This window comes from Geotalea uraniireducens, assembly GCF_027943965.1.
GTDB lineage: Bacteria > Desulfobacterota > Desulfuromonadia > Geobacterales > Geobacteraceae > Geobacter > Geobacter uraniireducens.
Map to the genome: position 1 here is coordinate 1,079,280 of NZ_AP027151.1, position 22,316 is coordinate 1,101,595.

Sequence of the window (22,316 nt, forward strand, 5' to 3'; positions counted from 1 at the left end):
GCGGCTACTCGTAACGTAATGCTTCGATCGGGTTCAGGGCTGCCGCCTTGCGGGCCGGATAGAAGCCGAAGAAGATGCCGACCCCGGCCGAGAAGGCGAAGGCGATGAGAATCGACTGGGCCGAAATCAGCACTGGCCAGCCGAGAAATTTCGAAACGACGGTGGCGCCGATCACGCCGAGGATCATGCCGATGATTCCGCCGCTGGTGGTCAAAAGCACCGCTTCGGTCAGGAACTGGAGCAGGATGTTCCGCTGCCGGGCACCGATCGCCATCCGGATGCCGATCTCCCTGGTCCGCTCCGTCACCGAGACGAGCATGATGTTCATGATGCCTATCCCGCCGACGATCAGCGAGATGGATGCCACCGCGCCGAGGAGCAGCGACATCACCTGGGACGATTGCTGAGCAACGGCGAGTAGCTCAGAGAGATTCCGGACGGTGAAATCCGCTTCGCGGGTCGGTCCGATCCGGTGCCGCTGGTTGAGGAGGGCCGTAACCTCTTGTTCAGCCGAGGAAAGCGCCTGTTCGCTCGCTGCTTTAACCATGATGGCCCCGACGGTGCCGACGAACTGGGTGCCGAAGAGCTTGCGCTGGGCGGTGCGGAGCGGCACCAGTACCACGTCGTCCTGGTCGTTCCCCATGGTCGACTGCCCCTTGGACTCAAGCAACCCGACCACGGTAAAAGGGATTTTCTTGATCCGGATGATCTTGCCGACCGGATCCTCGCTGCCGAACAGATTGCTTGCCACCGTCTGGCCGAGCAGGCAGGTTTTGGCGGCACCGTCCTGATCGGCGGTGGAGAGGTTCCGGCCATCGACGACCGCCCAGTCCCGCACTGCCAGGTAATCGGGCGTAACGCCGTAGATGATCGTCGACCAGTTCTGATTCCCGTAGACTATCTGGGCGGTTCCCCGGACGTTAGGCGCGACCATGGCCACCGACGGGCATTCGCTGGCGATGGCCCGCGCATCGTCGTCGGTGAGGGTCGGGGCGCTGCCGGCGCCGGCCCGCAATCCGCCGCTGGTGGTCGAGCCGGGGAGCACCAGCAGCAGGTTGCTGCCGATGCTGGAGATCTGGTCGGCAACCATCTTGCTCGCCCCGGAGCCGATGGCGACCATGGTGATTACCGCGGCAATGCCAATGATGATTCCGAGCATGGTCAGGAAGGAGCGCATCAGGTTGCTGCGTAACGCCCGGAAGGCGATTCGCAGAGACATCAGCAGTTCCATGGGTGTTCCTCCCTGCCGGCGGCGGCCTCGGTCGGCATCGCTACCGGTGCGTCGGCGATGATCCGCCCGTCACGGAAGGTGATGTTTCGTTTGGTGAAGGCGGCTACCTCCGGTTCGTGAGTGACCATAATAAGGGTGATCCCCTGGCGGTTGAGCTGCTGGAAGATTCCCATCACCTCCGCAGTGGTTCGGGTGTCGAGGTTGCCGGTCGGTTCGTCGGCCAAAATGATCGCCGGTTCGTTGACCAGCGCGCGGGCAATGGCGACCCGCTGCTGCTGGCCGCCGGACAGCTGGTTCGAATAGTGGTCGGCTCGTTCGCCGAGCCCGACCCGTTCCAGGGCGGCCAGCGCCCGACGGTGCCGTTCGGCGGCGGCAACGCCGCGGTAGATGAGCGGCAGCTCCACATTTTCCCGGGCGGTCGTCCGGGCCAGCAGGTTGAACCCCTGGAAGACGAAGCCGAGCCGGGCGTTGCGGATTGCCGCCAACTGATCCTTACCCATCGTTGCCACGTCGATTCCTTCCAGGTGGTAACTTCCCGAGCTAGGGGTATCGAGACAGCCGACGATATTCATACAGGTTGATTTACCGCTCCCCGAGGCACCCATGATGGCGACGAATTCGCCTTCGGCCACGGTGAACGATACTCCCCGCAGTGCTTCCACCCGCTGATCTCCCATCTGGTAGACCTTGGTAATGTCGGTAAAAGTAACGACGTTAGCCATTCAGAACCTCGGACCGAAATGGCCGCCGGTGCCGTTTTTCTTCTCGGCCGAGAGGGTGCCGACGATCACCTGATCGCCCTCCTTGAGCCCGCCGCCGACCAATTCGATAAAGGTGTCGTTGCTGATACCGGTGGTCACCCGGACCGGCTGGGCCTTGCCGTCCGGTCCGGGCAAGAAAACTCTCTCTCCGTCGCTCCCTTTCTTTCCGCTCTTCGCCGTGTTCCCCCGGGACCGTTTGCCGCCGTCGGTCGCCGGCTTGAAGCGGAGCGCCGCTGCGGGGAGCGTCAGCACGTTCTCTTTCCGGTTCGTCTCGATGGCGACGTTGGCGGTCATCCCCGGTTTCAGGCGGAGGTCCTTGTTGTCGACCCCCACCACCACCACGTACGTTACCACGTTGGAAACGGTGACCGGGGCGTTTCGCACCTGCGTGACATTGCCGGCGAACTTGACATTGGGATAGGCATCGACGGTAAAGGCGACCGGCTGCCCCAGCCGTACCCGGCTGATATCCGACTCGTCGACGCTCGTTTCGATCTGCATCCGGGTGAGGTCCTGGGCGATGGTGAACAGCGTTGGCGTTTGCAGCGAGGCGGCCACTGTCTGGCCGACGTCGACGCTGCGGGAAATGACCACCCCGTCCACCGGCGAGCGGATGGTGGCGTTATTCAGGTTGGTTTGGGCCTGGCGGAGGGCGCCGCGCATCTGGACGATCGTTGCTGCGGCGCTCTGGATTCCGGCCTGGGCGGTATCGCTGGTCGTCTGGGCAGTGTCGAAATCGCTCTGGGCGACAATGCCGTCCTTGAGCAGTTGCCGGTTGCGCTCAAGGGTCCGCCGGGCGTCGGCGGCGGTAACCTTGGCCTTTTGCAGGTTTGCTTCGGCGGCGAGGAGGTTGCCGCGTGCCTGTTCCACCTGGGCGTTGAAAATGGCCGGATCGAGGCGGGCAATGACCTGTCCCCTCCGAACCGGCGAATTGTAGTCGACGAACAGCTGCTGAATGGTACCCGAGACCTGGGTGCCGACCTGGACCGTGGTCACCGCGTTCAGGGTGCCGGTGGCGGAAACGGTGGAAATGATGTCGCCCCGTTCCACCGTCGCTGTCCGGAAGGTGACGGCGGGCGTCTTGCCGTACATGGCATAGATGCTGCCGATACCGACCGCCAGGACGGCGACGGCCAGGATCAGGTATTTTTTCATGGTTGCTCGCTTTCTCGAGGAGGTTTCCTGCCGCGTCAGCCGCGGGCCGGAGTATTGATGGTGGGATGATAGCGCGTTTTGCCTTAAGGGTGCGTAAAGAGTCCAGGCGGATTTGTAAAGATGTGTAAACGGGCGATGACGGAGGCAGGAGCGTCGTCTCACCGGGAGAGACATCGCTCCTGCCTCCGGTCATGGCCTAGAATTTGACCCGCAAGCCTACCAGGGCGTTATGGCTTTCGAATTTCAGCTCGGTTGGCGTGGAGCGGTCCGAATCGAATCGGGCCGTGGCCGTGCCGAAATAGCGATAGCCGATATCGAGGGAAATGCGGCGGTTGAGGGCGACTTCCATTCCGGCGCCCGCCTGGTAGGCAAAGACAGTGGCGTCGTCTGCGGGGTAGAGGAGCAGGTCCTGGGCCGTGCCGCTCCGGGTGTCGATACCGTAGGTGTCACTCAGGTGCATGGTGGCAAAGCCGATTCCGCCCCCCCAGTAAGGGGTGATCGGCGAGCGGTTGTGGAAGTCGAAGAAGGCATTTCCCATTACTGCCAGGACGCCGAGGTTGCCGTCCGGGCTCTGGAACTGGTAACCGTCGGCCTGGTCGGTAATCGATTTCATTTCCGAGTAGCGGTAGGAGAGTTCGCCTTCCAGGCGGACGATGCCGAAATCGTAGCCAGCCGTCCCCCCGACGTAGATTCCCGGATCGAGCGCAACCCGGTCGTTGAATGTCTGGGCATTGGCGTAGTCATCGGTTGTTACGTCCGTGTCGCGCGGCGTGCTGACGCCGAGAAAGCCGGAGACATAGGGGCCGGGATGGGGCGGCGCTGCCAGGCAGAACGCGGGGGTGGCCATGATAGCGAGAGTGGTAAAGGCGAGAAGCTGTTGTTTCATGATATTCCTCCTTCCGTGGGTGAAACCGCCGGGTGCCCCGGCGGGCAGTGCGCCGGGAACGGCCCGGGTTGTCGGCGCATGATGCTTACGGGAATAAACGCTGCCGATCCCTTCCGGTTGACCCGGCAGCGAATTTTCATCGTCAGACCGGGAGCTGTCGAGTGCCGGCGGCAGCGCATGGAAAAAGGATAGCCGTTTGGCGTGTAAGATCGGGTAAAGAGTTCGTCGGGTTTTGTAAAGTAGTGTAACTGGATCGCTGGCGAAGGTGATACACTGATGATATCAAGGGGGAAGAAAGAAGGTGCAGGCCATGAAAGTACTGGTACTGATCGGCAGGATTTTCTATGCGGCCGTCTTCGTTATGGCCGCTCCCAACCATTTTGCCACGGGGACGATCGCCTATGCCGCCGCCCATGGTGTGCCGCTGGCTGCGCTGGCGGTGCCGTTGTCGGGAATGATTGCCTTACTGGGCGGGGTAAGCATCGCCCTTGGATACCGGGCCAAATGGGGTGCCTGGCTGCTGGTGCTCTTTTTGGTGCCGGTTACCCTGACGATGCACAACTTCTGGGCGGTGGCCGATCCGGCGGCGGCCGCGCTGCAGCAGATCATGTTCATGAAGAACCTGGCGATGCTCGGCGCGGCGCTCTTGATCGCCCATTTCGGTTCCGGACCGCTCAGTGTTGACGGGAGCGGCCGGCGGTAAGCGGAGCCGGGCCGTCAATGCCCGTCGTGGAGTACCGTCCGGTTTCTCCCGGAGTTTTTGGCGGTCCGGAGCGCGGCGTCCGCCCGCTTAATGCATTCGGCAAGCGATTCGTCGGGGATGAAGATGGCAACGCCGAGACTGGCGGTTGGCTTGATGGTCGTACCGTCGACGTCGACGGCGATCCCGGCGATCAGCTCGCGGACCTTTTCCGCGGCTTGAAAGGCCATTTCCCTGTCCAACTCGGGGAAAAGGGCCATGAACTCTTCCCCGCCCCAGCGGGCGAAGGTATCTTCTTTGCGCAGGTTTGTCTTGATTGCCCGGGCCGCGGCAACCAGGATCGTATCGCCGGCGTCATGCCCGTGGTTATCGTTGATCTCCTTGAACTTGTCGAAATCGACCATGACGATGGCGAAGCTGCTGCCGTGACGGAGGGCGCGATTGTGCTCCGCAGCGAGAATGTCGTACATGTCGCGCCGGTTGGCAAGCCCGGTCAGATAATCGGTGCGCGAAGCGTGATCGAGCTGGGTTTTCAGGTTGTGGAGCTGGGATTGGTAACTGTCGCTGATTCTGGCGATCCGCTTCAATCGTTTGGCCAAACGGACGTAACGCTGGAAAAGCGCATTGAAGTCGGCAAACAGTGGCGTCGAGACGAGATTCCGGTCGTTAAGCAGCGGCAGGAAACGGCGGATGACCGGATCGTCGAGATCGGCCTCGTCGAGCAGGTGGGCGGGATTGACGACGGCCGCCGGTGTCTGCTCCGTGTCATGTCGGGAGAGGGCCAGATAGTTGGCGGTACATTCCGGGCAGAGGCCGTGGGAGAGCAGGGCATCGGAATTCTCGGCCAAGTACTGTTCCAACTGCTTCCAGTAGCCGTCGTCGTTGCGGATTTTCTTGCATGAGGCGCAGATCGGGAGACATCCCTTGAGCTCTTTGACCTTTGCCAGGGCGTCCTGCAACTCCAGAACGAGAATCTTGATCTCGTTCTGGTAGTTGTCGCTGATGCGGGCGATCCTGCCGAGCCTTCTTACCAGTTTTCGGAAAGCGGAGAAGAGTTCGGCGCCTTCGGCGTAGGAGAGGGGCTCGCCGCCGGCGGGATCGGCGAAGCGCTCCTGGTACTTGGCGATGAGCTGCTGTTCTTTCCCCGATGCCCGTTGCATCGTTACGCTTCCTCGACGATCGGAATAATGTTGAACGGCATGGTAACCTCTTCCTTGAATTCTTCGGCGTTTTCCAACGCCCGCTCATTGTCCCGGTCATAGTACCAGTTCACCATCACCTCTTTGCCGGCCAGAAAAGACTCTTCGAGGATGTCGAGGATGTCCATCATGCATTTCGTACTGCCGGTATTGAGGTAACTCATCCGGACGTCGAAGTTGACCGGTCCGTCGTGGATTGCGGTAAACCGGGCTATCCAGGACAGGAGCGGCTTGTAGAACTCGAAAGAATTTTCCGGGTAGGATTCGCCGCACATGCTGAGTTTGCCGCTCTGCTGCTCAAAACATATTTCGGGGGTCGATTTAGTCCCCTGAATCTGCAATGGTTCCATTGTTTTCTCCTAGACGGTGGCTCTGAGGCTGAAAAAGCAATACCGGTCGTCGATCTCGCGCAGTGAGTACTGGAGCGGTTCCGAACTCTTGCGGGCCATGTCGATCAGCCCGAGCCCGGCACTCTGCCCCGGCAGAATCTCTTTTCTCATCTGCTCTTTGAAGGCCGCTTTCAGCCCCGGCTTATCGAGATCTTTCAGCGCTTCGAGCTGGGCTGTCGCCGTCCGGATATCATTGCGGTCGACAATGTTTCCCGACGTGACGATGAATCGGTCGTCGCTTTTGCCGATGACGATAACCCCGCTACTGAAATCGCGCTCGCGGTTTCCTGATTTTGCCATTAGTTCCGCATAGTTGCGGACGTTTTGCGTCTGTTCGATGAAGATCGAAAAGACATCCATCAGCGATGCCTTGGTGATCTGCTCCGCCTCAAGATGGCGCTTCACCGCATTGCCGAGTTCTTCAATGATGCTGTGGGAGAAGGGGCCGGCAAAGCAGATGAGAATCCCCTTGTCGTTGAATGTTTCCTTGAGTTCATACAGATTGATCGGTTGCATCAGTGCTGTTTCCTCCTCTCGATAACGGCTGGTCGAGCTTGAAACTGACGAGGGTGAGATCGTCCCGTTGCGGGTAGTCTCCCTGATAGGCGGCCAGGGCCGTCTCCAGGGCCTCCTGCCGGGTGGCGGCATCGGCGTTGGCAACGGTGACCAACGTCTTTTCCAGCCGCTTTCTGCCGAATCCCCACCCCTTGGCGCCGCCCGACTGGTCAAGAACGCCGTCGCTTGCCAGGTAGAAGGTCGTTTCCCTGTCGGCAATGATGGTGTGATTCCTGTAGGTAAACGTTTCCTTCGAACTGCGGTAACCGATCGGCTGCTTGTCCCCGGAGCAGACCGTCAACTGGCCGTCGCTGACGGTATAGAGATCGATCCGCGCCCCGGCAAAGACCAGCCGCCCCTCGCCGGGCGAACACCAGCAGAGGCCGATTTCGAGGCCGTTGTCGACGGCGGTGGCCACCTTGTCGTGGTGCAGGGCCGACCGGAGCAGCCGGTTGAATTCCTTGAGAATCGCAGCCGGGTCGGCGCTGTCGGCGGTGTCGAGGACGTGATTGAGGACCGCGTTGGCGGTCATGGTCATAAAGGCGCCGGGGACGCCATGCCCGGTGCAGTCGATCACCGCAATGACGCTTTTTTCGTCGAAAGCGCGGAAAAAGTAGAAGTCGCCGCCGACGATGTCCCGCGGCCGGTAGATGGCGAAAAAATCCTGCATCGAGTGCCGGATTGCTGTCTGGTCGGGGAGGATCGATGCCTGGATCAGCTGGGCATAGTGGATGCTGTCCATGATCTGCCGGTTGGATTCGGCCAGTTCCCGACTGGAACGTTGTAACTCCTCCGTTCGCTCGTTAACCTTCTGTTCAAGATTGTCCGTGTAATCCTTGACCATCCGGGCCATGTCGTTGAACGAGCGGGTCAGCGAGCCGATTTCGTCATTGGCACCGACCGGCATGGTGATGCCGAAATTCCCGCGGGCAATCTCGTTCGAGGTTTCGGCCAGTCGGGAGAGCGGGAACAGGACCTGGCGGTTGAGCAGAAAACCGATGATCAGGAGAACTGCCAGCAGCGAAGCGATGGTAATGGCCAGGATCGGCAGGAAATCCCGGGCGCTCACGACGTGCGTCGCGTCGACCAGTACCAGGTTGAACCAGTTGATATCCCGGAGGTAGGACATCGCCGCCAGGTAATGCCGGCCGTTCATCTGCAGCGCAAAGGTTTCTGCGTCGCGACTGCCGGTAGTCAGGGCCTGCAGGGCGTTTCTGACCTGCTGTCTGTCGGCTTTGTCGCTCAGTAGATCGTAGATGGTGATCTTCTTCCCGTCGCCGCGGACCTTGCTGTTGCGGATCACGTAATTCTTGTCGCGATGCCCTTCGATGGCGCCATCGCGGCTGAAGATGATCGTCTCGACCCCCGGCTCGGCGGAATTGACGCTTTCGTCGATAAAACGCGTGATATCGATGCCGCTACCGCCGAGACCGATCTTGCGGTTGGCGGCATCCTTGATCACGACGTTGAACCATACCTTGGTGGTGTTCAAGTGGTTGTCGTAATCGACGTTCAATTCGAAATTGTCCACGTCGTGCATCGTCCTGAAATACCAGGAGTCGTTGACATTGACGGGATTGAGGACGTAGCGGGGGGTGGCGAAAGGATTCCTGGCCGGACCGTCGCTGAAGTAATAATTCCTTGACCGGGCAGGGATGAAAAAGAGACTCTGCCCGGTGAAACTCCGGCGATAGCTTTCCAGTTCCTCCCGGGCGAGTTTGCCGAGGTCGCGATTGTGCTCGTCGACCGCCCAGCGCTTTAGGAGTGGCGAGTCGCCCAGTTTGAGCGACAGCGAAAGGTCCCGCTGCAGGGCGGAGAGCAGCCGCGATTTTTCCAGCAGCGCCTGTTTGATGGCGAAGCTTGTCCCGAGCGAGTCGACTACCCGACCGGTAACGAAATTGAAGACCACGTAAGTCAACGCGCCAATCACCAGGTACGCCACGGCGATGGAGACGACGAATCGCAGTTTAAGGCTTTGGCGCTTCATACTCTGCCTGTCGTAACGGGATCACATATGCGGAAAAGACGATATCATCGGCGTTTTACCAGCGTCAAGGGGAAACTCCCGGATTGACGGGGAATTTTCCGGGTCATGTCTTGACGAGAAATGCCGGTATCCGGGTGAAGAGCGGGTGTTCACTGCCGTTACCCAATGTTACCCGAGAAAGCGACAATGACATCATGGGAAATGAAATTTTTTCGTCAGGGCTGCGAACGGTAGTCGTGAGGATGGTTGCCGCGCCGGCTGAGCGGCCCGTTTTGGCTAAGGACCGTGGCTGTTCAGCAGATAGCCGCTTCCCCTGACCGTTTTCAGCAGCCGGGGAGCAAGGGGGTCGTCCCCTAGTTTTTGGCGAAGACGGGAAATATACATGTCGATGGAGCGGTCGGCGCCGTTATATTCACGATTACGCAGGGCGAGCGTGATGTCGTTGCGGTTAACGACCGATCCGGCATGGCAGGCCAGATACCAAAGCAGATCAAACTCGGCGGTGGTAAGTTCTACTGTGCGCTCGCGGATGGTGATCTCCCGTCGCCCCGCATCGATGGTCAGGTCTCCCAGGGCAATTGTGGCCCGCTGCCGGGCGCCGTGCAGCGGGCCGGCATGGCGAAGCAGTGCCGTCAGCCGGGCGGCTAAGAGCGGGTGGCTGACGGGGCCACCGAGAAAGTCGCTGGCGCCGAATTCCAGCGCCAGGATATGGCAGGTCTCGTCATTGCTGTCGGCAAGCACGACCAGCGGCCCCTGATAGACCTCACGCACTGAAACTATAACCGCCAGCGAGCCGACGCCGGTCAGGGCAAGATCGAGAAGAACCATGTCGGGAGATCGGTGCGGGAATAGCAGGAGCGCGTCGCGCCAATTGGCAACATCCTCGACCTGGTAGTCCAGGTCCCGCAGGTAGGTTGTCAGGGCCGGGTCGGGATCTTTCCATGCGCCGATAAACAGCAGAGAGCTTTGCGCCGGGAGCGGTGCGCTCAGCGGGACGTGTGTGGTGGCGGTGAGTAATGAATGGTACATCAGATGCCTCGCAACCAAGCAAAAATTGTTCGTGTTTGTCTCCACCCGGGCGGGCGCTAGACGGTAACACTCTACGCCGTTTCCGCGCAAACCGGGGTTAAGAGTTCTGTGTTTCGCGTAAAGATTTGTAAATGGGGCTGTCGATGGTTTACATTTCTTTACAGCGGAATTTCACGGGGTTCGGCTATAATGCCGACAAATGAAAGGAGTTCCCGCCCATGAGCCATATCCTGGTGATTGACGACGATACCGATCTCTGTGAGCTGTTGACCGACTACCTGACGGCAGAAGGTTTTGCCGTGACTGCCGTTCATGATGGCGAGGCAGGGGCGCGACGGGCGCTCGAGGGGGATTTTGCTCTCGTGGTGCTCGACGTAATGCTGCCGCAGATGAGCGGCTTCGACGTCCTGCGGCGGATCCGGGGTACGTCTGCTGTGCCGGTGCTGATGCTTACCGCCCGGGGTGACGATGTCGACCGGATTGTCGGCCTTGAGATGGGGGCGGACGATTATTTGCCAAAGCCGTTCAATCCGCGGGAGCTTGTGGCGCGAATCCGGGCCATTCAGCGGCGGGCGGAACGGCAACCGGCGGCCGGCAGCGATGTCGGGGCGGATCGCCTGCTAGCGGTTGGCGATGTCGAGCTGGACTTGGGCGCGCGCACCGTTCGCCAGGGAGAACGTGCGGTGGACCTGACTTCCGTGGAGTTTTCGCTGCTGGAAATCCTTCTTGCCGCTGCCGGCCGGGTTGTGAGCCGCGAGGAGTTGTCGCAGCAGGCGTTGGGGCGGCGGCTCAGTCCCTATGATCGGAGCATCGACGTGCACGTGAGCAGCTTGCGCCGCAAACTCGGGCCGGCGGTTGATGATGAGGAACGGATCAAGACGGTTCGGGGCGTTGGCTACATCTACTCCCGTCCCGCGGGGAGCCGTTGATCCCCGGGCGGGGAGAACACGGCGTTACGGGGAATTTGTAAAAGGATGGCTATCGATGCGGACCATGTTCGTCAAATTGTTTTTCTGGTTCTGGCTGGCAATGACTCTCTCCGGAACCGTCTTTTTCGTTCTGGCGGTGAGTATGCAGAACGGCCCACTCGCCGAACACCGGCGCCATATCGTCGAGGAGCGCCGCCGAATGTTCAGCGAGGCCCTCGCTCTCTATGGCAACAACGCGGTGGCCGCATACGAGCGGGGGGGAGATGTCTTGGCCGGTGGGACGGATATCCGAGGTCGACATCCGGAAACGTGGGGATTCCTTTTTGCCGGCGACGGCCGGCCGCTCACCCATCTGAACATCCCTCCGGCAGTCAGTGAAGCGGTGCAGCGTGCAGTGCAAAAAGGCGGGGGAGAAATGACTGCCGGGAATGGCATGCTCGTGATGACTCTGCCGGTGACCAGCTCCCAAGGCAAGCACTACATTGCCGCTGCCGAGTTGCCGGGCATCCCGGCATGGAAAAAATTTTCCCCCTTCCGTCGCGATTTCGTTTACCGGCTGGCGATTTATTTCGTCGTCGGCGGGGTAGTCTGCTATGGACTGGCATGGCGACTGACGGCGCCGATCCGGCGACTCCGTGCAGCGGCCCAGCGTCTTGCCGCCGGCGACCTTTCGGCCCGGGTCGGTGCGGGATCGAAAAACAAGGGGGACGAAATTGCCGATTTGGGGCGCGATTTCGACCGGATGGCGGAACGGATCGAAGCCCTGCTGACTTCCCAGAAACGGCTGGTGCGGGATATTTCCCATGAGCTTCGCTCGCCCCTTGCCCGACTCAGTGTCGCACTTGGTTTGGCGCGGCAGCACGCTGCCCCGGCGGCTGAAAATTCGCTGGACCGGATTGAACGGGAAGCAGAGCGACTCAACGAGATGATCGGCGAGATGCTGACGCTTACGCTGCTTGAGGGAGGAAAGGAAGCCCTTGGGAAGGAGCGGGTCGAACTGCCCGCCCTCGTTGAAGAAGTGGCCGCCGACGGCCATTTCGAAGCGGAAGGGCATGGCCGGAAAGTGGTGGTGACGCGCTTGGAATCGCTGACGGTGCTGGGCGACCGGGAGTTGTTGCGCCGGGCACTGGAAAATGTGGTGCGTAATGCCGTTCGCTATACTACCGCCGGGACGGCGGTCGAAATCGCTCTCGACTCGGATGAACAGCAGGGGGCACGAATCCGGGTCCGGGATCATGGCCCCGGTGTGCCCCCCGGTGCTCTAACCAGCATTTTCCGTCCGTTCTACCGGGTCGCCGATGCCCGTGATCGGCAGAGCGGCGGAACGGGGATCGGCCTGGCCATTACCGAGCGAGCCGTTTCCCTGCACGGTGGGACAGTGACGGCGGACAATGCCCCGGATGGTGGGCTGGTGGTGGAAATTACGCTGCCATTGGCCTGAGCTGACCCCGCCCTGGCGTCAACTGGCCGTCAGATTTATTACGGCGCGTCCCCGCAGTTCTCCTTTGAGAATCGTGTGAATTTTCCCTTCCAACTCCTGCAAGGTGCATTCGGTAGCCGTTTTCGCCAATGCGGCAGGCTTCCAGGGACCGGCAAGCATTTCCCAGACGGTCTGGCGCGGTTCCCGGGGGCATTGGACCGAATCGATCCCGATGAGCCTGACCCCCCGCAGGATAAACGGGTAGACGTTCAGGGGCAGTTCGGCAGAACCTACAAGCCCGCAGCAGGTGACCGTGCCGCCATAAGAGGTTGACTTGACGGCGGCAGCCAGGGTTGTTCCTCCAACTACGTCGACCACCCCGCGCCATCTTTCCTTCATCAGGGGCCGTTCTACTCCGGCAATTACTTCATCCCGTCCGATTACCTGCGTTGCCCCGAGCGACAGGAGGTATTCCTTCTCCTGCTCTTTACCGGTGGCAGCAACTACCCGATAGCCTGCTTGTGCCAGCACGGCTACGGCGATGCTCCCCACCCCTCCACTGGCGCCTGTAACCAGTACTTCGCCGTCACCCGGCTCGATCCCGCTGCGGCTCAGTTGCCATGTCGACAGGCCTGCCGTAAACCCGGCCGTGCCGAAAATCATGCTTTCCTGCAACTCCAATCCCTGTGGCAGCCGAATTGCCCATGTCGACGGTATGCGGATGTACTGACCAAAACCACCGGCTGTGTCCATGCCCAGGTCGTGGCCGGTGACGATTACCCGCTCCCCGGGAACGAACGCCCCGTCAGCACAGGTGACTACCTCGCCCGCCGCATCAATCCCGGGGGTGTGGGGGTAATTCCGAGTTACCCCCGGTCGGCCGGTGGCCGAAAGCGCGTCTTTGTAATTGAGGGATGAGTAATGGACCTTGATGAGCAGTTCGCCCGGGGGGAGATCGTCGATGGTCCGATTGCCGATCCTCCTGCTAAAGACCTTGGGAGCTGTTTCCTCGACGATCAAGGCGCGAAACGATTGAGCGGTCATCTGCTGATCCTCCTTGTTGCGGGTGTTCTTGCCCCAATGAGGAGAGTATAGCATGACTGCATCTAAATAATAGACCGGTCGACTAAAATTGTTTCAACGCCTGCGAATAGTTTAACAACAACGGGGGAGGACGCATTCCCGTCCTCCCCCGTTGTTGTGCCGCTCCGTTGCGGGAGGTATTAATGGGTGACTGATTCGTGAGGAGATTCCTTTTTTAATCCCTTGGCAAATCCCAATACCATGAATACTGCCGGCATCAGCTGGGCAACAACGATCAGCGCACAGAAGCCGAGGAAAATCCAGACGAAGATGCCGCTGTTGTCTTCCCGTGCACCTGAAGCTGCCAATGCGGCTGACGCGGACCCGAGCAGAAGGGCGATTGAGCTGATTGCGAGAGCTGAACGTTTCATGACATCCTCCTTTGAGTCTATTGGCCGCGAAACTGCCATGTCGTGACTACTCAGTGAGCTGCCTGACTATCCATGGTACGATCGAAAGCGCATCGTACTGCCTGGAGAATCTCTTCCGCATCCTCGGGACGAGCCGGTTTGAGCGCATGGTAAAAGATGCCGGCGCTCCGGACCTTTCGCATTAGTGGCAGGGGCAATTCGTCAGAAACGAGGATGATGGAGAGTTTTCGATTGCATTTTTTTAGAATGGAAATCAGATCGAACGGGGGCAACTCGTCAAATTTGCTCCCGAGCAGGATTACCTGGCTGACTTTCTGCAAAATGCTACCGATCATCTTGCCTAGGGAGTCGGCTACCGTCACTGAGTACCCTTCACTGCTGAACAGTTCGGCCATCCGTTGCCGGGTATCAGGATCTTTCTCTGCAATTAGGAGCTCTTTCATGGCCATTTCCCCCCTCTCAACCAACGGGAGCAGGTTCCGCTTCCGCCGTACAGCGCGTCTAGTGGGTGGTTTCGTCGGACTTGGCGGAAAACAGTCCTTTGATCATCGAGGCGAACAGGGTGAGTCCCGGGAGTAACTGGAAGGCGATAATCAGTGCGCCGAGGCCGAGAAACAAATACACCAGGATGCCGTTCGCTTCGCTTTCCGCGCCGCTGGCGGCGAAGGCTGAAGAAGTGAGTGCAATCATGGTTACGATGGTTTTCAGTGCGGTTTTCATGGCATCCTCCTGCTGTTGCTGTCGTCACTTACCACGTTCTTGGCTTCTTAAACTGCAGGGGGTGTGCCATTGTTAAAGATATTTAGCTAAAATTAGTTAACGTGTTGATTGGGTTCAATTAATTTGCTGTAATGGATTGGCGCGGATTGAAAATGCGGGGTTAACCGTATAAAAGGTTTGTACAAATTGCCGGGAGAGGTGAAAGGAAAGAAGGGGCGCAATATCTCAATGTGCCGAATTTACAACGAAATTAGGTTTGGGGGAGGGTGTATAGAAAAGTAGGCGGAACTTTGTATGATTTAAAAAATTTTTCCGGGATGGGTGATGGCGATGGTGGCAAAATAGAGGCGTGGTAGACAGTATGAAAAAAGGCCGTCCCGAGATAGGACAGCCTTGGTTACAAAATTGGCGGGCGGCAGGGGATTCGAACCCCCGACCCCAGGCTTCGGAGGCCTGTACTCTATCCAGCTGAGCTAACCGCCCGCGAATTTCTAGCTATACACTATTATGGATATTATCTCAAGCGTAAAGTTGTTGCAATCGCCTGGATAACGATGATGGCAGCTACTGTTAATTTAGCCTCGATTTTGCTACACTGGCAAAAAAACGGTGCGAGTTCCCATGCGAAAATATCTGCTTCTGCTGTTGATGGTTCTTGCCTTTGCGGTACCTAGCCGTGCACTGGCTGCCAACTACCGGATCGAAAAAATTGAAGAGGGTGTGTATGCCGCGATTGCCCTGCCGGAAGGGAAGGCGGCCAGCAATGCCTTGATCATCGTTACCCCGTACCAGGTGATTCTGGCTGGTGCCCACTTTGTCAAAGAGGGCATTGCGGAGCTCGTCGCCGACATTGCCGACATTACGCCGATCCCTCTTCGCTACGTCATCCTCACCCATCATCATCCTGGATACAATTATGTCGATTTCGACTTTCCCGCCAACGTGGAGGTGATCACTTCCTGGCAAACGTGGCGGGCGCTCAAGGGAGAGACCCGCGAGTTAAAAAATCATGTCTCTTTTTTCGACAAGGGGCTGACCCTGATCCGTGGTGATAAGGTCATCGTCCTGACCAACACGGAGTACGGTCATAGTGAAGGCGATGTTTTTGTCTTCCTGCCGAACGAGGGGGTCATGTTCGCTTCGGATCTGTTTTTCAATGATGTGGTGGGATATATGGGCGAGGGGCATTTGCGGGACTGGATCATCAATGTGGAGACGATGGAGGCGGTCGGTGCAAAGTACGTGGTGCCGGGGCTTGGTGAAGTGTCCGACCGGTCGGGTTTGCGGCGGTTCCGCACGTTCCTCAAGGATTTCTCGACAGAGGTGCTCCGCAATATCGAGGCCGGCAAGAGCCTTGAAGAAACGAAAAAACACTTCAGTCTGCCCCGCTATGAAAACCTCCCCGGTTATAAGGCATTTTTCAACGTGAATGTGGAGCGGGCCTACCGGCAGCTGAAGGATGAATAACCGCAAAAAATGTCGGGATTACCTGGTGACCGAACCGTAGAGGGGGACGGTTACTTCCGATTTGCCCGGGCTGTCGGTGGCAATGACGATGAACCCGCTCAGGAAGCGATCGCCTTCTTTCGGTCGGACGATCACATTGACCCGCGCGCTTTCATTTGGCTTCAGGAATTGTTTGGAAAGAGTGATTTTCACTTGAGGGAGGGGACTGGTGACCGAGATGAGTCGAACAGTCCTCTCCCCCTTGTTTTCCAAGGTGAGAGCGAGTTCTTTGTCGGCTCCCGCTTTGAGTTGCCCGAGGTTGAGCTGTCGGGGGGCGATGACGAGTTGTTCCTTGACGATCCCCTTGAGCGTTAAGGTATAGGCTGGGGTTCTGGGATCGTTGCTGTCGATGGTGATCGTCTTGGCGATTGTCCCGCCGAAATTGGCCGAGTCGAAAGCGGTTCTGAGTTCAGCACTTCTTCCTGGGGCGATGGTTTTGGTCGACATATTGGCCACCGTACAGCCACATGAGGTCTTGGTTCTGGTTACCGTGAGGGGAGTGTCGCCCCTGTTTTTCAGGATGAAAACGTGCTCAACTCTTTTCCCCTGGATGATCGTGCCGAAATCGTAAACCGGCTGGTCTACCGACAGTTCCGGGGCAGCAAAGGCGGTTCCGGAAACGACCAGTAGCGCAACGACGGAAAATGTCAGGCAAATGCGACGGTACATGATGGCTATTCCTCCCTTCGGCGAGACATTGGCGCCTGTATTTCTATATCACAATGCCAGTGCTGAAACCATAATGAATTGACACTATGTCCCTTCTTCTGCTATAGAAAATGTGCCTAAGCGTCAGCTACCACGATGTTTTTTTCGCTTGCCGTAAACTCCGACTGGTGGAGAAGAGAATGATAATCCAATGCGCGCAATGCAGCAGCAAGTTCAGACTCGACGATGCCAAAGTCACCGAGGCCGGGATCAAGGTTCGGTGCTCGAAATGCAAGCATATCTTTGTCGTAAAAAAGGAAACCCCGGCGGAAGAGCCTGATCTTGACCTGCTGCTCCAAGGGTTGCAGCCTTCTGGCGGTGGAGCGGGGACGGTGGGGCACGAGCCTGGCGCATTATTGCCCGGTCCGGCCGAGGAGTCGGCACCATCTTTCTCGGCGGTGGACGAAGAAGGAAACCACGAAGAAGAACAGCACGAAGAAGGCCCGTTCACCGAAGAATCCGCTGCCGCCGAAGTGCCGGCCGAACCGTTTTCGCTGTCTGCGGGGCAGGACTTTCCCTTTGCCGCCCCCGAAGAGAGCTCCTTTTCTGCTGTTGAAGAGCCGGTTGGTAGTGATCGGGAAATTTCCGCCGCTGACGAGTTCGATTTCGGCTCCGTTGCTGCGGATGAATCTCCTGCTGACGGAGAACCGTTTCCCCAGGCAGCTGAAGCGTCTGCCGAGCCTGCCAAACAGCCAATGCCGGATGCTGGGGCCGAAGAGTTTTCTTTTGGTGATGTCACACCGGAAGCGTTTGCTGCCGTTACCGATACTGCCCCGGCTGAAAACCGGCCGACGCCGGATTTGACGTTCGAGTTTGAAGCCGAAGAAACATCCGAAGAGGTGCCGTCGCTGGTGTCGAATGCGGTAGAGGACGAGCCGCTCGACTTTGGGGATATCGATTTCGGTATTGACGAGGGCGAGGCATCGCAGTCTGGCGCCAAGGAAGAGGGGCCAGCGGAGACGGGGCCGGAGAGTGCCGCTGCTGTGCCGCCGCCGGCAGAAGTCCCGGCCGGGAAAGACGACGAAGTTCCTCCCGTCGCCGTGCCGTTTGGCGACGACGAGCTCCCACCGCTCACGATCAGCTCGCGGCGCAAGGGACAGTCACTGGTGCCGGCCGTGGTCATTTCCGTTTCCGTGCTGATCATCGTGCTATTAGCCGGTGCCGGGTTCTATTTCGTCAAGGAAGGGCCTGAAGCGCTGAACAAGCTCGGCATCGGTTTCGTCGGTGGCTGGCTCGGGATGGACAACAAGGAGGAGGGGCAGATCGGTCTTGAGAAGGTGCGCGGTTGTTATTTCACGAATACCGAAGCGGGCGAGGTCTTTGTCATCAGGGGTGAGGCGATCAACAATTTCCGCAAGGCACGGGCATCGATCCAGGTGAAAGGGGCACTGCTCGGGGCCAACGCCCAGATTCTTGCCCAGAAGGTTGCTTTTTGCGGCAACAATCTGACCGATGAGCAGATCAAGAGCCTGCCGATGGTAAAGATCGATGCCGCCATGAATAACCAGTTCGGTGATTCGCTGGCCAATCTCGGCGTCCAGCCGGGCAAGCGGATACCGTTTGTGATCGTGCTGGCGAACATCCCGAAGGAGGCGGTGGATTACAGCGTGGAGGTGGTTGGCTCGACAGTGGCCAGCCAGTAATTCGGCAGCCGACGTTGGGTGCAGGAAATGAGAAAGGGACCGGAAGTCGGTCCCTTTTTTGTTTGGATAATGGCTGTTGCCGGCAAAAAAAGAGCGCCGGGTTTCCCCGGCGCCGGTACTTCATTCACGGTAAACCTGCTGCCAACTAGGCGTGGATTGCGCTTACGGGACAGGTGTCCACGCAGGCACCGCAGTCGATGCAGGTATCGGCGTCGATAACCCGTTTGGCGCCCTGCTCGCTGATAGCGTTCACGGGGCAGGAGTCTTCACAGGCGCCGCAGTTGGTGCAATCATCGGTAATAGTGTGAGCCACGGTTCTACCTCCTTGTAATGATTAGTCGTTAGACTATTTTTTTCGTAAACATATCACATGGATTTTTTAAAGTCTAGCAGAAAGGTGGCGCGGCGATTAACCCCCGGGTGGAAAAATGCTTGAATTCGCCTACCCTGTATTGTATATATAAAAAACAGTTTTATTTTCTTTTGTGTCTCGCGGTGTTGCTTACAAGAATATATTGAAATTGCTGTTTTATTGTCGTTTAACAATTTTTATTTTTACTCAAGCAGGAGGTTGGGATGCTTATACTTGCCCTGAATTGCGGCAGTTCTTCGGTCAAATATCAGCTGTTTGATTGGGCGAAGAAAGAGGTGGTGGCCAAGGGAATGGTTGAGCGGGTCATCATCGGTGACTCTTTCATCATGCACGAGGTGCCGAGCCGCGAAACCTACCGTCGGGAGTACGAGTGTCCAGACCATCAGGTGGCCATCGACCTGATCATCAAAACCCTTGTCGATCCGGAACATGGTGTGGTTAAGGAGATTAATGAGATCTCCGCGGTCGGGCATCGCGTCGTCCATGGCGGCGAAAAGTTCACCCGTTCCGTGCTGATCGACGAACAGGTCCTCGAAGCGGTGAAGGAGGTGCAGCATCTGGCGCCGCTGCACAACCCGCCGAACATTGCCGGTATCGAAGCGGCCCAGGCTATTCTTCCCCAAGTTCCCCACGTGGCAATTTTCGATACGGCCTTTCACCAGACGATGCCCGAATTTGCCTATCTCTATCCGCTTCCCTACGAGTGGTACGAGAAATACGGCGTACGGCGCTACGGCTTCCATGGAACGTCGCACCTGTACGTTTCCAAGCGGGCATCGGTGCTGCTCGGCAAAAAGCCGGCGGAATGCAACATTATCACCATGCATATTGGCAACGGTGTCTCCCACTGTGCGATCAGGGGGGGCGTTTCCGTCGATACGAGCATGGGACTGACGCCGCTCGAGGGGGCGGTGATGGGGACCCGTTGCGGGGATATCGATCCGGCCATTCCGGCCTTCATGATGCAGAAAGAGAACCTGTCTGCCAAGGAAATCGACAGCATTCTCAACAAAAAGAGCGGCGTGCTGGGGATTACTGGCCGGTTCACCGATCGGCGCGACGTCATCGAACAGGCACAGAATGGCGATAGCCGTTGCGCTGTTGCCCTCGATATCGAGGCCTATCGGCTGAAGAAGTATATCGGCACCTATATGGCTGCGCTCGGCCGGCTTGATGCGGTGGTCTTTACGGCGGGGGTCGGCGAGATGGGGTGGCCGATCAGGGAGAGAACGCTCGAAGGGTTGGAAGGGATCGGTATCAAACTCGACCGGGAGCGGAACAAGGGGGCAATGACCCGGAAGCGGGAGACACTCATCACGAGCGACGATTCGCCGATCAAGGTCTTCGTTATCCCGACCGACGAAGAGTTGGTCTTCACCGAGGACGTGGTGGCGATTCTTGATGGCACCTATACGGACCACATGAATTTCGATTACTCGTTTGCCCGGGCGGATTTCGTGAGAAAGTAGCAGCGACAGCCGGCAGCGATGACTGACGGTAGGCCCAATAATGAAAAAGGCCGTCAGGGGGTGACCCTGGCGGCCTTTTTTGTTTTTACGTCTGACAGCGGGCGGTCAGCCCTGGGCCTGAACAGCGGTGATTGCCGCCACGTTGACGATGTCGTCGATCGAGCAGCCGCGGGAGAGGTCGTTCACCGGCTTGGCCAGACCCTGGATGATCGGTCCGACGGCTTCGGCGCCGGCGACCCGTTCGACAAGCTTATAGGCGATGTTGCCGGCGTCGAGGTCGGGGAAGACCAGGACGTTGGCTTTACCGGCCACCGGGCTCCCCGGGGCCTTCCGCTCGCCGACCTTCGGCAGCAGTGCGGCATCGGCCTGCAACTCGCCGTCGACCTGCAGGGTCGGCTCGATCTCCTTGGCGATTTCCATCGCTTTGAGCACCTTGTCGACGTCGGGGTGGCTGGCGCTTCCCTTGGTGGAGAACGACAGCATGGCGACCCGGGCGTCGACATCGAGAAACGCCTTGCAGTTCCGGGCGGTGGCGACGGCGATGTCGGCCAGCGCCTGGGCGTCGGGGTTTGGATTTACGGCGCAGTCGGCGAAGAAGACGATGCCGTTTTCACCGAAGGAGGGGGTCTTGGTAATCATAAAGAAGAACGAAGAGACCGTCTTGATCCCGGCGGCCGGGCCGACCGTCTGGAAGGCGGCCCGCAGGACGTCGCCGGTGGTGCTGGTGGCGCCGGCGACTTCACCGCCGGCGTCGCCGCTACGGACCATCATTCCGGCGAAATAGAGATTGTCCGGGGCGGTCAGCAGTTTGATCGCCTCATCCCTGGTCAGTCCCTTGCTCTTGCGCAGCTCGACGAGGGCGTCGGCGTAGGCCCCCAGCTGCGGGGCCGCGGCGGGGTCGAGCAGCTCGACGCCGGCAATGTTCACCCCGAGAGCGGCGGCCTTCTGTTGGCAGGCGGCGGTGTTGCCAAGCATCACTACTTTAGCCAAACCCTGTTCGACAAGTTGCTGAGCGGCATGGTACATCCGGTCGTCATAGCTCTCCGGAAAAACGATCGTCTGTAAATTTTTCCGTGCTTTGGCTTTAATTTGGTCCATAAGATGCATGGCGGCCCTCCTTGCAGAGTATTAAAACAAGATTATATTTTATAGCGCAAGCGCCGCCGACGGTCAATAAAAAAAGCCCGGCGGCAGGCCGGGCTGACAGGTAGGACGGGGATGACGATCAACGGTGGGGTGGAGCGGCGCACTCGGCGGGATCGCCCTGGATCTTGGCCACCGCGTGGGGAACGGCCGCCCAGACCGCTTCGAGGTTTTCGACGGCCCCCCTCGGACTCCCCGGCAGGTTGATAATCAGTGTGGTGCCGCGAATGCCGGCAACGGCGCGGGAGATCATGGCGTGGGGCGTCTTGGTCAGGCTGTGCAGCCGCATCGCTTCGCCGAAACCGGGAACGACCCGGTCGAGGATCGCCAGCGTCGCCTCGGGGGTGACGTCCCGGGGGGAAACGCCGGTGCCGCCGGTGGTCAGGATCAGCTCGAAGGCCCCCTCGTCGGCCCAGTTGCGGAGCGTTTCCTCGATCTGTTCCGCCTCGTCGGGAATGACGGCCGTCCGGGCGATGGTGGCGCCCCGCTCGGTCAGCCAGGCGGCGAGCGCCGGCCCGCTGGCATCGGCCCGTTCGCCGCGTGAGCCTTTGTCGCTCAGGGTGAGGATGGCTACGTTCATGGTCGTTCCTCCCGTTGCCAGGTGCCGCTCTTCCCCCCTTCCTTGAAGAGGAGGCGGATTTCGCCGATGGTGATCCCCTTGTCGGCACCCTTGCACATGTCGTAGATGGTCAGCGCTGCCACCGCGGCGGCGGTCATCGCCTCCATCTCCACGCCGGTCCGCTCGACGGCCCGCACCGTCGCCTTGACGGTGACGATCCCGGTCCCGGGGTCGGGTTCAAAATCGACCGCCACGTGATGGATGGCCAGCGGATGAGAGAGCGGGATCAGCTCGGGGGTCTTCTTGGCGGCGGCAATCCCGGCGAGGCGGGCGACGCCGAGGACGTCTCCCTTGGTGGTCCGGCCGGCGAGGAGGTCGGCGAGGGTAGCTGGTCGCATCGCCACCGTCGCTGCCGCGGTGGCGGTCCGTCGCGTCGGCTCCTTGCCGCTGACGTCGACCATGATCGCCTGGCCCTGGTCGTTAAAATGGTTGAAAGACAT

Annotated in this window: 24 protein-coding genes and 1 tRNA gene; 6 read left to right on the forward strand and 19 right to left on the reverse strand. The window is 59.2% G+C overall.

Annotated features, from left to right (window positions below; translation table 11 throughout):
- Nucleotides 1-4: 4 nt before the first annotated feature.
- From QMN23_RS05090 to QMN23_RS05105, 4 genes are all read right to left on the reverse strand, one after another.
- A complete protein-coding gene (locus QMN23_RS05090) occupies nt 5-1,231 on the reverse strand; it encodes an ABC transporter permease (RefSeq protein ID WP_282002300.1) in 1,227 nt (408 codons plus the stop codon).
- A complete protein-coding gene (locus QMN23_RS05095) occupies nt 1,219-1,953 on the reverse strand; it encodes an ABC transporter ATP-binding protein (RefSeq protein ID WP_282002302.1) in 735 nt (244 codons plus the stop codon). The genes QMN23_RS05090 and QMN23_RS05095 overlap by 13 nt, the downstream gene beginning before the upstream one ends.
- The gene (locus QMN23_RS05100; protein ID WP_282002304.1) at nt 1,954-3,147 is read right to left on the reverse strand and encodes an efflux RND transporter periplasmic adaptor subunit; all 1,194 of its coding nucleotides are present in this window, start codon (nt 3,145-3,147) and stop codon (nt 1,954-1,956) included.
- Nucleotides 3,148-3,343: 196 nt separating this feature from the next.
- The gene (locus QMN23_RS05105; RefSeq protein WP_282002306.1) at nt 3,344-4,033 is read right to left on the reverse strand and encodes an outer membrane protein; all 690 of its coding nucleotides are present in this window, start codon (nt 4,031-4,033) and stop codon (nt 3,344-3,346) included.
- Nucleotides 4,034-4,343: 310 nt separating this feature from the next.
- Here QMN23_RS05105 and QMN23_RS05110 point away from each other — a divergent pair, with 310 nt between their 5' ends.
- Complete coding sequence (locus QMN23_RS05110; protein WP_282002308.1) at nt 4,344-4,736, forward strand: DoxX family protein; 393 nt, start codon at nt 4,344-4,346, stop codon at nt 4,734-4,736.
- A 14-nt stretch (nt 4,737-4,750) separates the two neighbouring features.
- Here the strand turns inward: QMN23_RS05110 and QMN23_RS05115 are convergent, their stop codons facing one another.
- The 5 genes from QMN23_RS05115 to QMN23_RS05135 all read right to left on the reverse strand — a co-directional run bounded on the left by QMN23_RS05115 (nt 4,751) and on the right by QMN23_RS05135 (nt 9,892).
- Complete coding sequence (locus QMN23_RS05115) at nt 4,751-5,893, reverse strand: diguanylate cyclase (protein ID WP_282002309.1); 1,143 nt, start codon at nt 5,891-5,893, stop codon at nt 4,751-4,753.
- Between the two features lie 2 nt (nt 5,894-5,895).
- On the reverse strand, nt 5,896-6,282 hold the full coding sequence (gene siaC / locus QMN23_RS05120) for a biofilm regulation phosphoprotein SiaC (RefSeq protein WP_282002311.1): 387 nt from the start codon (nt 6,280-6,282) through the stop codon (nt 5,896-5,898).
- Nucleotides 6,283-6,291: 9 nt separating this feature from the next.
- On the reverse strand, nt 6,292-6,837 hold the full coding sequence (locus QMN23_RS05125; RefSeq protein ID WP_282002313.1) for a SiaB family protein kinase: 546 nt from the start codon (nt 6,835-6,837) through the stop codon (nt 6,292-6,294).
- Nucleotides 6,815-8,863, reverse strand: a complete 2,049-nt coding sequence (locus QMN23_RS05130; RefSeq protein ID WP_282002314.1) for a SpoIIE family protein phosphatase — start codon at nt 8,861-8,863, stop codon at nt 6,815-6,817. The genes QMN23_RS05125 and QMN23_RS05130 overlap by 23 nt, the downstream gene beginning before the upstream one ends.
- A 276-nt stretch (nt 8,864-9,139) precedes the next feature.
- Nucleotides 9,140-9,892: a response regulator transcription factor gene (locus QMN23_RS05135; protein WP_282002315.1), complete on the reverse strand. Its 753-nt coding sequence runs from the start codon at nt 9,890-9,892 to the stop codon at nt 9,140-9,142.
- Between the two features lie 218 nt (nt 9,893-10,110).
- Here QMN23_RS05135 and QMN23_RS05140 point away from each other — a divergent pair, with 218 nt between their 5' ends.
- Both QMN23_RS05140 and QMN23_RS05145 read left to right on the forward strand, forming a co-directional pair.
- The gene (locus QMN23_RS05140) at nt 10,111-10,821 is read left to right on the forward strand and encodes a response regulator (protein ID WP_282002316.1); all 711 of its coding nucleotides are present in this window, start codon (nt 10,111-10,113) and stop codon (nt 10,819-10,821) included.
- A gap of 55 nt (nt 10,822-10,876) precedes the next feature.
- Complete coding sequence (locus QMN23_RS05145; RefSeq protein WP_282002318.1) at nt 10,877-12,262, forward strand: ATP-binding protein; 1,386 nt, start codon at nt 10,877-10,879, stop codon at nt 12,260-12,262.
- Nucleotides 12,263-12,280: 18 nt separating this feature from the next.
- Here QMN23_RS05145 and QMN23_RS05150 read toward each other — a convergent pair whose 3' ends face one another.
- The 5 genes from QMN23_RS05150 to QMN23_RS05170 form a co-directional block, all read right to left on the reverse strand.
- Nucleotides 12,281-13,285 (reverse strand): YhdH/YhfP family quinone oxidoreductase, encoded by a 1,005-nt coding sequence (locus tag QMN23_RS05150; protein ID WP_282002320.1) that lies wholly within the window; start codon nt 13,283-13,285, stop codon nt 12,281-12,283.
- A 179-nt stretch (nt 13,286-13,464) separates the two neighbouring features.
- Nucleotides 13,465-13,695 carry a hypothetical protein gene (locus QMN23_RS05155; protein ID WP_282002321.1) on the reverse strand — a complete coding sequence of 77 codons (231 nt, stop codon included), beginning with the start codon at nt 13,693-13,695 and terminating at the stop codon, nt 13,465-13,467.
- Nucleotides 13,696-13,745: 50 nt separating this feature from the next.
- Nucleotides 13,746-14,138: a response regulator gene (locus QMN23_RS05160; protein WP_282002323.1), complete on the reverse strand. Its 393-nt coding sequence runs from the start codon at nt 14,136-14,138 to the stop codon at nt 13,746-13,748.
- A 58-nt stretch (nt 14,139-14,196) separates the two neighbouring features.
- Nucleotides 14,197-14,415: a hypothetical protein gene (locus QMN23_RS05165; RefSeq protein WP_282002325.1), complete on the reverse strand. Its 219-nt coding sequence runs from the start codon at nt 14,413-14,415 to the stop codon at nt 14,197-14,199.
- A gap of 406 nt (nt 14,416-14,821) precedes the next feature.
- Nucleotides 14,822-14,898: transfer RNA gene (locus tag QMN23_RS05170), tRNA-Arg, on the reverse strand.
- Between the two features lie 138 nt (nt 14,899-15,036).
- Between QMN23_RS05170 and QMN23_RS05175 the strand changes: the two genes are divergently transcribed.
- The gene (locus QMN23_RS05175; RefSeq protein ID WP_282002327.1) at nt 15,037-15,882 is read left to right on the forward strand and encodes an MBL fold metallo-hydrolase; all 846 of its coding nucleotides are present in this window, start codon (nt 15,037-15,039) and stop codon (nt 15,880-15,882) included.
- 18 nt (nt 15,883-15,900) lie between these two features.
- Here QMN23_RS05175 and QMN23_RS05180 read toward each other — a convergent pair whose 3' ends face one another.
- Nucleotides 15,901-16,590 carry a DUF1573 domain-containing protein gene (locus QMN23_RS05180; protein ID WP_282002329.1) on the reverse strand — a complete coding sequence of 230 codons (690 nt, stop codon included), beginning with the start codon at nt 16,588-16,590 and terminating at the stop codon, nt 15,901-15,903.
- Nucleotides 16,591-16,769: 179 nt separating this feature from the next.
- Between QMN23_RS05180 and QMN23_RS05185 the strand changes: the two genes are divergently transcribed.
- On the forward strand, nt 16,770-18,272 hold the full coding sequence (locus QMN23_RS05185) for a DUF3426 domain-containing protein (protein WP_282002331.1): 1,503 nt from the start codon (nt 16,770-16,772) through the stop codon (nt 18,270-18,272).
- A gap of 145 nt (nt 18,273-18,417) precedes the next feature.
- Here the strand turns inward: QMN23_RS05185 and QMN23_RS05190 are convergent, their stop codons facing one another.
- Nucleotides 18,418-18,585: a DUF362 domain-containing protein gene (locus tag QMN23_RS05190; protein ID WP_282002332.1), complete on the reverse strand. Its 168-nt coding sequence runs from the start codon at nt 18,583-18,585 to the stop codon at nt 18,418-18,420.
- 263 nt (nt 18,586-18,848) lie between these two features.
- Between QMN23_RS05190 and QMN23_RS05195 the strand changes: the two genes are divergently transcribed.
- The gene (locus QMN23_RS05195; protein ID WP_282002333.1) at nt 18,849-20,114 is read left to right on the forward strand and encodes an acetate kinase; all 1,266 of its coding nucleotides are present in this window, start codon (nt 18,849-18,851) and stop codon (nt 20,112-20,114) included.
- Nucleotides 20,115-20,219: 105 nt separating this feature from the next.
- Here QMN23_RS05195 and pta read toward each other — a convergent pair whose 3' ends face one another.
- From pta to moaC, 3 genes are all read right to left on the reverse strand, one after another.
- Nucleotides 20,220-21,221 (reverse strand): phosphate acetyltransferase, encoded by a 1,002-nt coding sequence (gene pta / locus QMN23_RS05200; RefSeq protein ID WP_282002334.1) that lies wholly within the window; start codon nt 21,219-21,221, stop codon nt 20,220-20,222.
- A 118-nt stretch (nt 21,222-21,339) separates the two neighbouring features.
- The gene (gene mog, locus QMN23_RS05205; protein WP_282002336.1) at nt 21,340-21,837 is read right to left on the reverse strand and encodes a molybdopterin adenylyltransferase; all 498 of its coding nucleotides are present in this window, start codon (nt 21,835-21,837) and stop codon (nt 21,340-21,342) included.
- The gene (gene moaC, locus QMN23_RS05210) at nt 21,834-22,316 is read right to left on the reverse strand and encodes a cyclic pyranopterin monophosphate synthase MoaC (protein WP_282002338.1); all 483 of its coding nucleotides are present in this window, start codon (nt 22,314-22,316) and stop codon (nt 21,834-21,836) included. The genes mog and moaC overlap by 4 nt, the downstream gene beginning before the upstream one ends.